Origin of the sequence: Pseudomonas sp. FP597 (assembly GCF_030687435.1) — a bacterium.
Taxonomy (GTDB): domain Bacteria; phylum Pseudomonadota; class Gammaproteobacteria; order Pseudomonadales; family Pseudomonadaceae; genus Aquipseudomonas; species Aquipseudomonas lactucae.
Genome location: NZ_CP117432.1, coordinates 2,395,822 through 2,408,513 on the forward strand (window position 1 = coordinate 2,395,822; position 12,692 = coordinate 2,408,513).

At 55.5% G+C, this 12,692-nt stretch carries 9 protein-coding genes; 7 read left to right on the plus strand and 2 right to left on the minus strand.

Annotated features, from left to right (window positions below):
• Positions 1–15 precede the first annotated feature (15 nt).
• Both PSH66_RS11225 and PSH66_RS11230 read right to left on the minus strand, forming a co-directional pair.
• Positions 16–825 carry a MipA/OmpV family protein gene (locus PSH66_RS11225; protein ID WP_003173773.1) on the minus strand — a complete coding sequence of 270 codons (810 nt, stop codon included), beginning with the start codon at positions 823–825 and terminating at the stop codon, positions 16–18.
• The gene (locus tag PSH66_RS11230) at positions 822–2,303 is read right to left on the minus strand and encodes an efflux transporter outer membrane subunit (RefSeq protein ID WP_205489473.1); all 1,482 of its coding nucleotides are present in this window, start codon (positions 2,301–2,303) and stop codon (positions 822–824) included. Before PSH66_RS11230 ends, PSH66_RS11225 begins: the two co-directional genes overlap by 4 nt.
• 97 nt (positions 2,304–2,400) lie before the next feature.
• Here PSH66_RS11230 and PSH66_RS11235 point away from each other — a divergent pair, with 97 nt between their 5' ends.
• The 7 genes from PSH66_RS11235 to PSH66_RS11265 all read left to right on the plus strand — a co-directional run bounded on the left by PSH66_RS11235 (position 2,401) and on the right by PSH66_RS11265 (position 12,527).
• Positions 2,401–3,090, plus strand: a complete 690-nt coding sequence (locus PSH66_RS11235) for a response regulator (protein ID WP_205489472.1) — start codon at positions 2,401–2,403, stop codon at positions 3,088–3,090.
• A gap of 5 nt (positions 3,091–3,095) precedes the next feature.
• Positions 3,096–4,271 (plus strand): cell wall metabolism sensor histidine kinase WalK, encoded by a 1,176-nt coding sequence (locus PSH66_RS11240; RefSeq protein WP_205489471.1) that lies wholly within the window; start codon positions 3,096–3,098, stop codon positions 4,269–4,271.
• A 748-nt stretch (positions 4,272–5,019) separates the two neighbouring features.
• Complete coding sequence (locus PSH66_RS11245) at positions 5,020–6,420, plus strand: DUF1329 domain-containing protein (protein WP_305429075.1); 1,401 nt, start codon at positions 5,020–5,022, stop codon at positions 6,418–6,420.
• Between the two features lie 93 nt (positions 6,421–6,513).
• Positions 6,514–8,160, plus strand: coding sequence for a DUF1302 family protein (locus tag PSH66_RS11250; protein ID WP_205489483.1), 1,647 nt, complete (start codon positions 6,514–6,516; stop codon positions 8,158–8,160).
• A 59-nt stretch (positions 8,161–8,219) separates the two neighbouring features.
• Entirely contained in the window at positions 8,220–10,568 is a 2,349-nt protein-coding gene (locus tag PSH66_RS11255; protein WP_205489482.1) for an RND family transporter, read from the plus strand.
• A gap of 19 nt (positions 10,569–10,587) precedes the next feature.
• Entirely contained in the window at positions 10,588–11,568 is a 981-nt protein-coding gene (locus PSH66_RS11260; protein WP_205489470.1) for a YCF48-related protein, read from the plus strand.
• Between the two features lie 92 nt (positions 11,569–11,660).
• Positions 11,661–12,527, plus strand: a complete 867-nt coding sequence (locus tag PSH66_RS11265) for an alpha/beta fold hydrolase (protein WP_205489469.1) — start codon at positions 11,661–11,663, stop codon at positions 12,525–12,527.
• The last annotated feature ends 165 nt before the right edge of the window (positions 12,528–12,692 follow it).

Below are 12,692 nucleotides of genomic sequence, written 5' to 3' on the forward strand. Positions count from 1 at the left end.
CCTGGCGCCTCGTTATCAGAAGGTGTAGTTGATGGCGAACATGCCCAGGCCAGCGCTTTCACGTCGGATCAGCGGGCTGTTACGCGCCTGGTCGGCGTACTGGGTCAGGGTCAGGCTGGCCAGTGTCGACCAGTGCGCGTCCAGGCTGTGCTGCCAGTTCAAGGCGGCGGAGTAGGCGTAGATACCGGCATCGGCGTTGTATCTTCCGTAGAGCGATCGCTGGCTCTGCGCCTGGGTGACGCCGAAGAACGTCTGGTTGTAGCGACCATCGCCGGCGTGCGCATCGAGGTCCAGGGCCAGGGTGTCGCTGTCGGTATGAAACAGGATGCCTTCCAGGCCGAAGCGGTAGCGGTTGCCACGGTGTTCGCCGGCCATGCGCAGTTCGGCTTCGCCGCTGACCGACAGCCAGTCAAGCAGTTGTTGGCTGAGGGTGAAGTCGGCGACGGTGGCGCCGTTGACATCGCCCATGCCGTTCAACTCGCGGTCGCCCGGGCGGCTGGTGCTGTCCTTCTCCTTGCGGCCCAGGTCATAGTTGATCGCCGCGCTGGCGCCAAAGCCGCTGTCGGATTGAAATTGCAGGCCCACGCCACGGGTGGTGTCGGCGAACAGCACGCCGTGCTGGATGCTGAACATCGGCAGCACGAGCGCGCGGTAACGGTCGGCACCCATGTAGCGCGGCGTGACACCCATGCCAAGGCCCAGGGTGGCGGTGGTCTTGTCGGCTGCCGCGCCGGCGTCGGCCGCCTGTGCCGAGGTCGCGAGGGTGCAGGCCATCAAGGCGGCGCCCCACAGCACGGTACGGGTCGGGGGAGTGGTCAAGTTCATGGTGAAACCCTTTCAGCGGAGGAAAATAGCGGTGCGCCGGACAGCGCGCGATACAGCGCCAGGCGGTTGAACAACAATTGGTAGGTGGCCTTGCGTAATTCGATAGCCGATTCAGTCAGGCGAATGGCAGCCGCTGGGTGTTCCGTACGTGCCGCCGCACCGGCGGCAATCTGTTGCTCGACACGCTTGGCTTTCAGTGCGGTCAACGCCGCCAGATCGATTTGCGTGGTGGCGTTGGCCAGCGCCTGTTGGCGTTGGCTCAACAGGTCGGCGATTTCGCGGAAGGCGTCCTGCACGGTCTTTTCGTATTGGGCGACGGCGGACTGTTGGCGCGCGGTGGCCAGGTCCAGGTTGGCCTGGTTGCGGCCACCGTCGAACAGCGGCAGGTTCAGTTGCGGGGTGAACAGCCAGGCGCCGCTGCCGGAGGAAAACAGGTTGCTCAAGCGCGGGCTGGCGATGCCAGCGCCGGTGCTCAAGGTAATCGAGGGGAAGAACGCTGCACGCGCGGCGCCGATGTTCGCATTCGCCGCGCGCAGGGCTTCTTCACATTGTCGTACATCGAAGCGCTGCAACAGTCGTTGGGACGGCAGTTCGACCAGCCATGGCGGAGGGTCGAGGTCGATGGCAGGGCTTTGAGTGGTCGCGCTCGCAGGGGCGGCCTGATAGCCGGTGACCCACGCCAGCGCTTGCAAGGCGCGCTCATGCTCAGCGCTCGCATCCTGCAATTGCATGGCGGCACGACGAGCCGCCATGCGCTGGGTGTCGACCGCGTCCTGGGCGATCAGGCCCTGACTTTGCTGGCCTGCGAACACGCTCAGAAGCTGGTTTTGGTTGTCGAAAATGGACTGGGTGTCGACCTGCACGCCCGCCTGCAGGCGCTCCTGCAAATACAGCCGAGCCACTTCGACGATCAGCGCCTTGCGCGCGGCCAGCGCACCGTAGCGCGTCGCCAGGTAGTCATGTTGCGCCGCTTCGGACAGACTGCGGACTCTACCGAAGAAGTCCAGCTCGAAGTCTGATACGCCCACCGACGCCACCGCGATGTCCTGTCCATAACGTTCGTCGGCGGCCTTGTCGTGCAAGTGCTGGCGGTCGCGTTGAAGCCTCAGGGCCACCGTAGGCAAGCGATCGGCGCGGGAAATACCGTATTGGGCGCGGGCCTGCTCGACACGCAACACCGCCAGGCGCAGGTCGCGATTGAAACTCAGGGCTTGATCGACCAGTTGCGGCAATTGTTCTGATGAATCCAGACCCGCCAGCAGCTGTTTTTCTTCCTCGGACAGCGCCTCTATGGCATTCGTTTTTGACGAGGGTAATGCACTCACAGCTGCGCTTCGCTGGTTGTCCGGCACCGACAATGCAGGGGCCTGATAAGCCGGCGCCAGCGAGCAGCCGCCAAGCATGCCGATCAGCAGCAAAATCGCGCAGGGGCGTTCAGGCGGCTTGATAGGCTTGGACAGCGGTGCGGTGGTCGGCATAGGATCGGTTCGCGAAAGTCGGGCGTAGGGCAATACTGGCAGCAGACTTTCAATAAACCGTTCGTGAATTATCAAGGTTTCATCAAGAGGCTTCTTTGTGTCAGGAAAACGTATCCTCATCGTCGAAGACGACGCCGACAGTGCCAATATTCTTGAAGCCTATCTGCGCCGGGATGGCTTTGAGGTGGCCCTGGCCGAAGACGGTCAGCGCGGTCTTGACCTGCACAAAAGTTGGCAGCCCGACCTGATTCTGCTGGACGTGATGCTGCCCCGATTGAGTGGTACCGAGGTGTTGTCCGCGGTGCGCCGTAGCAGTGACACATCGGTGATCATGGTCACGGCCATGGGCGACGAGCCGGAGAAACTCGGCGCCTTGCGCTATGGCGCGGACGACTATGTGGTCAAGCCCTACAGCCCGCGTGAAGTGGTGGCGCGGGTGCACGCGGTGTTGCGACGCACTGCGGGCAGCCAGCCGGTGGAGCAGCTGCTGCGCCATGAAAATCTGCGGGTGGACCTCACAGCCTTCACCGCAGCCATCGAGCGTCTTGATGGGCCGCCGCAGCTGTTGGACCTCACACCCACTGAATTCAAATTGCTGGTCACGTTGCTCAAGACACCGTCCAAGGCGTTCACTCGTGATGAGTTGTTGGAGATCTGCCTGCCGGAAAGCGAAGCCCTGGCGCGGGTCGTCGATGCCCATGTGCACAACCTGCGACGCAAGCTGGAAACTCATGGCATTGCCGGGGTCCTGGTGACGGTGCGCTCCATTGGCTATCGATTCAGGTAAGCACCATGTTCGAGAAGGCACGAGTTGACGATAAACCTTTGTGGCGCTGGGTCGGCCTGCGCATGAGCCTGCTGGCAATCGGTGCTGTAGTGGTGATCGCCATGTGCATGTGGATCAACTTCAGGCTCTCGGACTGGTATTTCTTGCAGCACTTGCCTGAAGGGCCGCGCGCAGAGCTGCTGCACCTGCGTGCCCAGCCACAACTCGACGAGGTACGTTTGCGTCAGTTGGTCGCCCAATACTATCCGGTGGAGTTCTTTCAGCCGGATATCGCCAATCGAGACTGGCTGATTCTGGCCTGTCTGGTGTTGGCTTTCATCCCGATTATCATCATCTGCGGCCTATGGTTCTCGCGCCCCTTGTCCAGCCAGTTCTCAGCGATAGCCCAAGGGGCGCGGCGCGTGGCCGGCGGTGATTTCTTTACGCGGCTGCCTCTACACCGGCATGCGCCTGATGAGCTGCAGCGGCTGGTCAGCGATTTCAACAGCATGACCACGCAGTTGGAGCGTTACGAGCGAGATGTGCGTGAGTCCAGCACGGTCATCGCCCACGAACTGCGCACGCCGTTGAATGCTGCCATGGGACGGGTCCAGGGCATGCTTGATGAGGTATTTCCAAGCGACGTAGTGCAGTTGGGCATGGTCAAACGTCAACTCGATCAACTCAGAAAGCTAGTGGATGACTTGCATCTCTTGTCGATGGCCGGAGCGGGTCAGTTAGTTTTGGCGCGTGCCGACTTTTCGCTGGCAGCACTTGTAAACGAACGGCTTGCTTGGTTTCAGCCTCAATTAGAGGAGGCCGCTATTCGGTTAGAAGTCATTATTGAGGAGGGGCTTTGTATATATGCTGATCGTGATCGGTTGGGACAGGTATTGAGCATCCTCGTCGATAACCTGCTGCGCTACGCAGCAGGGGGCGGCGAATTGAACATCATGGCGCGTCGTATTGAAGACCGGGTGGTGATTGAAATTGGTGACCGGGGGCCGGGTATCGCCGCGCAGCATCTGGACAGTGTTTTCGACCGTTTCTGGCGGGCGGAGCGCTCCAGGGCGCGCTACTCGGGGGGCAGCGGATTGGGCCTGTCCATCGCGCGAGCAATTTGCCAGGCCCATGGCGGGGCCATTACTGCCAGCAACCGTGCCCAGGGCGGGACGTTGATCAGGGCAGAGTTTCCGGTGTAGTCCGTCAGCTATATGGTGGTGACTATATTTGGATGACACCGCAATTGAAGCGGTTCGAGTGAAGCTGAATATAAATGTGCGCTGAAGGCTGAAAAGTGCCATTTTCGCTCCGGCACGGAGCTTAATTTTGTCAATCTTGACTTGCAGAATTGACGTGGTGATTTCGCTTTTTCGGCCGGCAAGCAATTTCGCCAACTCTTTGAACATGACCACGGAGTAAGCGTGGATAGGGCTTGCATCGCCTGCTTACGTTGTTACCTCCCAGAGCGCATGCAAGCGCTTAACGCGTAACGCGTAACACACCGCACGTAACGGTATTACCCATCTCCAAATCTCGGCTTGCCGGAGAGCAGGCTTTCATCGGCTCTTTTCAGCGCTATTCTCAGTGATTGTGCCTCAAGTTTTTCTCGTCAGCATTTTTGCTGGTCAATAGAGCAAGACTACTGAATAACGCACCAGTTTGGTGAGTTGTGCCGTGCTTCTCCTTTCGGAGCAGGTACAGCGAGGCGGTATTTCTTAAAAAAACTGTCATTAGTCAGCACCTCGGAGGCTTGGTTTTGTGCTGATGGCGAATGTTTGCTTATACAGCCGATGAATTTAGGCATGAAAGCTGCTTGCTGGCATTGTGACAACCTAGAAAATTGACTAACGTCGGGTTTCGGAGGTTGTATCACTATCTCTACCTTGCCTTCGCGCCGATTGATTCGTTGCTGAGGGTCTCAAGCCAGTCCGTATAGAGGATCCTGTCGTGATAACAAAAACGTATAAGCACGCTTCTAAAAGCGCCCACGTTAAACGAGCCATCACCCCCTCATTGATCACCGTTAATCTTCTGATGGCGGTCTTCTGCTCGTCGCTACAAGCCGCTGGGATGACGCCGTCGGGTGCGGAGCAGGCAGGTACAGCAAGCGGTATTCCGGAATGGCGCGCGCCACAGCCTATGTTGCCTGGCTGGACCTATGGGCAGCCTAGAAAAGACTTTTTTCAATATAAAACTGACGTCCCACTATTTTCCATTGACGCCAGTAATATGGAGAAATATGCGACGCAATTGAACCCCGGGCAGGTGGCGCTTTTAAAGGGGGTCAAGGGTTATAGCATGCCTGTCTATCCTTCACGGCGTACCTGCGGAGTGCCGGATTTCGTTGCGCAAAACACCCAAAAAAATGTTGGTTTTTCACGCGTTGATGATAAAAATAATTCACTCGTTGATGCCCACTTGCCTGGATTTCCTTTTCCGAAACCTAGCAGTGGCGTAGAAGCTATGTGGAACTCAAAACTGCGTTATCGCGGCGTTGGTCTAGAGCAATATAGCTTGATCGTGTCTGTATCTCCTCGCAAAGGAAGTTCGGATTGGATTAGGGCAACGGCCGATCAATATAACTATTATCCGTGGGGCGTTAAAGACGGAACGACGTTTGCCGATGTAAGTCGCGTGGAAGGCATGGCGTATTTTAGCTTTTTGCAACCCGCAGCTTTGGCGGGGCAGGCGGCAACGTTCACCGGCGCTGCCGATAAACCTGCGGAAGCCTACTATTACTTTCCGGGGCAACGGCGTACACGTCGTATGCCGTCCTATTCTTATGACGCGCCGCAACTTGGCTATGAAAATCAATATAATATTGATGAGTCCTACGTTTTCGCAGGATTGATGGATCGATTTGATTGGAAGTTGCTAGGGAAACAAGAATTAATTGTTCCTTACAATGCCCTGGGCATGTATGACTTCAAAGCGAAATACGAAGATGTGATGCAGCCTGATTTTATTGCCGCATCGCAACGGCGTTATGAGCTGCATCGTGTCTGGGTGGTAGAGGCCACCGTAAAGGAAGGCATGCGCCATTCCGCTCCTAAACGGCTATTTTATATAGATGAGGATAGCTGGGCGTTGGTCGGCGCTGTTGACTATGACGCACAGGGCAATATTTCAAAAGTTCGGGAAGGCGAAGTGATCCCGGTATACGAAACTGGCACGTGCGACTCTTATGCGTTCGTTCAATATAACTTGTCCAGTGGTCGCTATGTCATGGATGGCTCGCCACTTGCCAGCGGTAAAGACCTCAAGTGGATTGTCGATGGCGCCGGTAATCCACATATGAAAATGAGTTTTTACAATCCTGAAAATCTTCGCGCAATGAGCGAACGTTAATAAGAGTAAGACGGTGGGGAAATTAAAATGAAATATTTTTCGATACGCCGCGATAGCGATCTCGGTATGCCACTGGGAGTCGCACTGGCAGCGATGTTTACCGTTACCAGCAACAGCGCGAACGCGTTTACATTCTCAAATGACAGCGACACCGTTAGGGGAAGTTTCGATTCGACGATATCGGCGGGCACGGGTATCCGTACCCAGTCCGCCAGCAATGCCCTGGTTTCACCGACTTATAACTCGTCGACCGGTGCGCAATCGGGCGGCGGAAAGCTTGGTCAAGTCAGTGGCCTGAGTGATCAGGGTGATATTAATTACGATAAGGGTGATCCATTCACTACCTATCTCAAAGGCAGCCATGAGTTGCTGCTTAAAATGCCGGAGCAGGGTTTGGCATTTATGGCTCGCGGTACTTGGTTGCGTGATTTTTCCGCCACTGAAACGACGGGTAACCTCAGTGGACAGGATGCGTTTAATGCCACTGCGCCGGTCATCAATAATGGTTTAGCTTCAAGTGCCCGTGATGATATGCGGTTCAGGACCCAATTGCTTGATTTGTGGGTGAGTAAAACATTTGAAATTGGCGACCAGCAGGCCAGGGTCAGGGTGGGTAATCAAGTTGTGAGTTGGGGTGAAAACATCTACGAAGTTGGCGGTATAAACGCCATCAACGCTATCGACGTTAACCGCGCGTCGCAACCCGGGGCTCAGGTTAAAGAGTACGTGCTGCCAGCACCTATCGTGAGCTTCGCCACGGGTATTGGTGGTGGGTTCAACGTTGAAGCCTATGTCCAAACCAAATGGAACGAGAGTTATCTGCCGCCAACTGGCAGTTATTGGTCGACGTCGGTTGTGGGTAAGGGGAGTCGTGCCTATGGTGTGGAAACCAAGGATGCACGAGACGGAGGTCAGTACGGAGTCGCGTTGCGCTATAAGCCTGCAGGCACCGATCTGAATCTTGGATTATATGCAATCACCTACCATGACAAGCTTCCGCAAACCACGCTTGATGCGAATGGATTAACAGTCTACCGGTTCCCGGAAGATCGCCATATGTACGGTGTCAGTGCCAACTTTCCCGTGGGTGATTGGGCCATCGGCACAGAGCTTTCATATCGTCCCAAGGATGCTGTTCCGCTGAATCCCGCCAGTGGTTGTGTGGCCCAAGGAGGACAATGCTGGGTCGATGAGAAGAAGTTTCAATGGCACCTCACGTCAATTTTCGCATTGCAACCTTCCAACGCGGGCGGCGTACTGAGTTTTCTCGGCGCGGACTCTGCAACATTAACCACGGAAACAGTGGTCATTAACTATCCGGGGTTGCATGACAACTATGGCGGCTCGCCCATCGCGTCAGGTGGTCTGGTATGGGGCAATCAGAAAAATGATCTAATACAGACGGGAGCTCTCAATAGTCCTGGTGATGCCAAAGGTACGAAGTACTCAGGGGGGATCGACGTCGATTTCAACTGGGTCTATGACGGCTCGCTAATCAGCGGATGGCAGGTCATTCCCGGCATGTACGTGCGCCGAGGAATGTTCGGTTACACGCCCAATATCAATGAGCAGTTCATGGCTGGTGTGACCTCGGTCAATATGTATGTGAACTTCGTACAAAACCCGGCGAATTGGCAAGTCGGGGTGAATTACACCTCGTTCTTCGGACCTTCCGATGCTTTGACGAATCCGTTGCGTGACCGCGACTTTGTCGGTCTGAACGTATCTCGTAACTTCTGAGGCCGCCCATGAAAGTCCCGTCTGAAATCGAATCGACACGCTCGGGCGTGTTGGTTCGGATGTTGAAGCTGCTAGAGAATGGTTTGTTCGGTTATCGGCGCGTAGTGCTTGGGCTGTTGATTCTGTTCACGGTGGTGATGGCCTACTTCGCCGTCCAGCTGAGGATGGATGCAGGTTTTGAAAAGCAACTTCCATTAGGGCACGAGTATGTTGAGACGTTCAAAAAATACCGCAGTGATCTTTTAGGGGCCAATCGCCTGACCGTCGTCGTCAAGGCCAGACATGGGACGATTTGGACACCGCAGGGCTTGAGAAAGTTGTACGACGTAACCCAAGCCCTAACGTTCTTGCCCAATGTCGCAAGTGGTTCTGTGCAATCGTTGTGGACGCCAAATACCTTTGTGACAGAGATTACAGAGGACGGTTTCAGGGCTGAGCCGATCATCCCCGGCACCATAACCCCGGAGAATTTGACTACTGACAGCATAGGCGCAATCTCACAGTCGGTCATGCAGGGTGGTTTTGTTGGCAGTCTGGTTGCGAGGGATCAATCCAGTGCGATGATCACTGCCGACTTGGATGAAATCAATGCCCAGGGTCAGCACATTGACTATGTGGCGTTCGATCGTGGGATTGAGACGAACATCCGCTCTAAGTTCGAAGACGATGACTATGAAATTCAGATAATCGGATTCGCCAAGCAAATTGGAGATATTTCCGAGGGCGCTGCTTCCGTTCTGCATTTCTGTGTGATTGCGTTGATCCTGACTGGCCTGGCGGTGTACTGGTACTGCAGGTCACTCAAGCTCACGCTGTTGCCATTGGTCTGCTCGCTGGTATCGCTGGTCTGGCAATTCGGCGCGTTGCATTTGTTGGGTTTCGGTCTGGATCCGTTGGGTGTGCTGGTGCCTTTTCTCGTGTTTGCCATCGGGGTTTCGCACGGTGTGCAGCAGTTGAATTTTATCGTGCGTGAATTGGCTCGCGGCAAAAGTATGGAGGCCGCCGCGCGATCCAGTTTCAGCGGTTTGTTCATTCCGGGATCGTTGGCATTAGTGACCGCATTTGTTTCGTTTGTAACGCTCATCCTTATGCCAATTCCCATGGTCAGGGAGCTAGCCATCACAGCTGCTCTGGGGGTGGCGTTTAAAATAGTCACTAACTTGATCATGCTCCCTCTGGCGGCATCCTTGCTACGAGTGGGGCAAGGCTATGCTGAGAGCGTGGAGCTGAAGGCCGCACATCGAGCGCGTTGGCTAAGTTCTTTAGCGCGGGTCGCTGAGCCGCGTAACGCTGCGGTAGTACTCGCTGTGGCTATGATCATCTCGATCACTGCCATTTGGCAGAGTCGGGATCGCGTGGTGGGAACGCTTCAGGCAGGGGCTCCCGAGCTGCGCCCGGACGCCAGGTTCAATAAAGACGCGGTGTCGATTGCTTCCAAATATGATCTTGGGCTCGACTGGTTGACTGTGGTGTTTGAAGCTCCGCCCGGATCCTGTGAAAAGCCGCAGATAGGGGTTTATCAGGATCGCTTCGACTCCGCCATTCAGCCGGTTGAAGGGGTTATGTCGATTCTCTCGTTCGCATCTCTTCTACGTCAGTACAACGAAGGCTACAACGAGGGAAACCCGAAGATGTCCGTAGTCCCGATTGACCCGGCCAACTACGCCGCTTTGGGTGTTGAGATCGGCAGACTACCAGGCATCATGCGCAAAGATTGCAGCATGACGGCCGTGCATATCTATCTGGCTGATCACAAGGCAACCACGATCAATCGCGTGATTGAAGCGGTAAAAGCTTTTCGTACGAACGAGAAGTTACCGGGCGTGACTATTCGCTTAGCTTCGGGAAATGCCGGTGTGTTGGCTGCGGTGAATGAGGAGATTGAGCATAGCGAATTTCCGATGATGCTCTATGTCTACACGACGATAATTCTGCTGGTGTTTTTGACCTATCGAGACTTGCGCGCAGTGCTGGCGTGTTGCTTGCCCTTAACCATCGGAACCTTTGTTGGTTATTGGTTTATGAAAGAGCTGCAGATCGGACTCACGGTGGCGACGCTTCCGGTCATGGTGCTCGCAGTAGGCATAGGTGTGGACTACGCCTTCTACATTTACAACCGACTGCAGCTTCATATGGCTAACGGTATTCCTATTGTCAAAGCCTTGGAGTATTCAATTCTGGAAGTAGGAACGGCCACGATCTTTACTGCGATCACCCTGGCGATCGGCGTGGCGACTTGGTCGTTTTCAGAACTCAAGTTTCAAGCCGATATGGGGAAACTGCTCGCCTTCATGTTTCTCGTGAATATGATTATGGCCATGACTGTACTTCCTGCGTTTGCGGTGTGGCTGGAACGATGGTTTCCACGGAAACGTCCCGTCCGTGCACCTGGTCTTCTCTCGCATTGAATCCGGAGTAGCAGCATTCATGAAAGCATTATTGAGGTATTCGCTATGCGGGCTCACGGCTGTGGGGATTGGGCTACAGGTTGCATGCGCGGTCGCGGATGAATCTGTGGGGCCGCTTCAACCGTCGCCCGCCGCGCATTCAGTCCAGGCACTGCGCTCACCCATCCTGGCCGCTGCATGGGCGGGGTCGCGTGTCGTCGCCGTGGGCGCGGATGGCGTCGTATTACTCTCTGATGATCAGGCTCGCTCTTTTCGTCAGGCTGATGATGTTCCGGTGAGTTCCACTTTGACCGGAGTGAGTTTTGTCGACGCCGAGCATGGTTGGGCGGTCGGCCACTGGGGAGCTGTTCTGGCCACCACTGATGGTGGGCGGCGCTGGCAAGTCCAGCGGCTAATCACGGAGGAGGACCGGCCTCTTTTTTCTGTGCATTTCTTCGATGCGCAGCACGGTGTCGCAGTTGGGTTGTGGTCGCTTGTACTGGTGACTCAAGACGCTGGAAAGACTTGGGTTGAACAAGAGGCCAATTCTGAATTGAAAGACCTTGCAGACCTTAACCTGACTAGTCTGTTCGCGGATAACAGCGGCAGTGTTTATGCCACTGCTGAACAGGGGCGGGTGTTGTATTCAGCTGACAAGGGGAATTCATGGCGTTACTTGAACACGGGATACGCGGGTTCGCTGTGGTGTGGACTTTCACTCGACAGCCAGACGCTGCTAGTAGGGGGGCAGCGTGGGACGCTGCTCCGCAGCGAGGACGCCGGACAGACTTGGACGCGAATAAATCTCGATACCACTCGCTCAATAACTTCGATTGCCAGTGATGGCGCTGATGTGCTTCTGGTGGGCCTGGACGGCCTGCAAAGACGCAGCCGCGACGGTGGGAAAACCTTCTTCGCGGTTCCAAATGATGTTGGAGATTCACTGACTGTCGCTCTGCCGACGCCTGGAGATAAATGGGCCTTGTTTTCAAGACATGGGCTTGTACCAGGGTCTGAGTAACGCATGCCCTAAATGCGTCGCGATTTGTGAAACCCTACAACTTTCTTGCAATTAAGCAACTTTTTATAAACTGACAATACCGGAGTTACACCATGTCTGAGCGTTATGAGGAAGGTCGTTTCTTGTCGTCTACCGGAGCACAATTGTTTTATCGTGACTTCGGGCCCGTTGAAGGGGGAGCCACGGTACCGCTTCTGTGCTTACACGGTTTCTTGCGCTCCTCTAGGGACTTCTCGGAGTTGGGCCGTACTTTTTCAGGCTTGGGAATTCGGTTGATCGCGCCAGATTTGCGTGGTCGTGGGCTGTCTGCGACGTTCACCTCGGCGGCCGACTATCACTACGACCTAATAAAGCAAGATGTCTGGGATCTTCTTGATCACCTGGGAATAGACAAGGTCGTGGTGCTCGGCATCGCATTGGGTGCGCTACTGGCTATGGACATGGCAACTGAAAACCCGGAGCGTATCAGGGGCATCGTATTGAACGACCAGGGTACGGAAATCAACCAAAGCGCCAGCAACAAGATGTCCGGCAATTTCGACACCCACGCCTATCCGTTCGACGAAGCGGTCAGCCGTATGAAGATGCACTTTGGCGACAGCTACCCAGGACTTACACACGCACGATGGGAGGATTTGACTCTGCGTGCTTACCGTGAAATCGAACCCGGCAAATTCGCACGCGACGTGGATCCGCTTTCTCTCGCCGATGTCCCGCGTCTCAAGGCCGAACGCCCGGACAACTGGCCGCAATACCGGGCTACGCGCGACGTGCCGACAGCAATACTGAGAGGAGAACTGTCCGAGTACTTTACCGCCGACTGTGCTGAGCGGATGCTGGTTGAGCATCCCAACGCCACATTGACGACCGTCAAAGGACGTGGTCATCCACCTCTAATGGATGAACCGGAGGCCCTGGCAGCTATTAAGACGTTATTGGAGCTCGCTTCATCGCGTTAACTGGTTACCGATGCTGACCGGCCAAACGGCAGCGACTTGTCAGGAACGCTACATTCGTCAGGACGACGCGGTGTTCATCGATTGCGGGGCACGTAATCGATAAATTCGATGGCGCAGCGTCTAGATTTGTATTTGGGCGATACTTCCGTCGAGCCGCGTCGTTCA

What these genes read in the sequence shown, in the direction of transcription:
- PSH66_RS11265 (WP_205489469.1), top strand. Translation starts at nt 11,661, where the DNA reads ATGTCTGAGCGTTATGAGGAAGGTCGTTTCTTGTCGTCTACCGGAGCA.
- PSH66_RS11240 (WP_205489471.1), top strand. Translation starts at nt 3,096, where the DNA reads ATGTTCGAGAAGGCACGAGTTGACGATAAACCTTTGTGGCGCTGGGTC.
- PSH66_RS11250 (WP_205489483.1), top strand. Translation starts at nt 6,514, where the DNA reads ATGTTTACCGTTACCAGCAACAGCGCGAACGCGTTTACATTCTCAAAT.
- PSH66_RS11260 (WP_205489470.1), top strand. Translation starts at nt 10,588, where the DNA reads ATGAAAGCATTATTGAGGTATTCGCTATGCGGGCTCACGGCTGTGGGG.
- PSH66_RS11230 (WP_205489473.1), bottom strand. Translation starts at nt 2,303, where the DNA reads ATGCCGACCACCGCACCGCTGTCCAAGCCTATCAAGCCGCCTGAACGC.
- PSH66_RS11225 (WP_003173773.1), bottom strand. Translation starts at nt 825, where the DNA reads ATGAACTTGACCACTCCCCCGACCCGTACCGTGCTGTGGGGCGCCGCC.
- PSH66_RS11255 (WP_205489482.1), top strand. Translation starts at nt 8,220, where the DNA reads ATGTTGAAGCTGCTAGAGAATGGTTTGTTCGGTTATCGGCGCGTAGTG.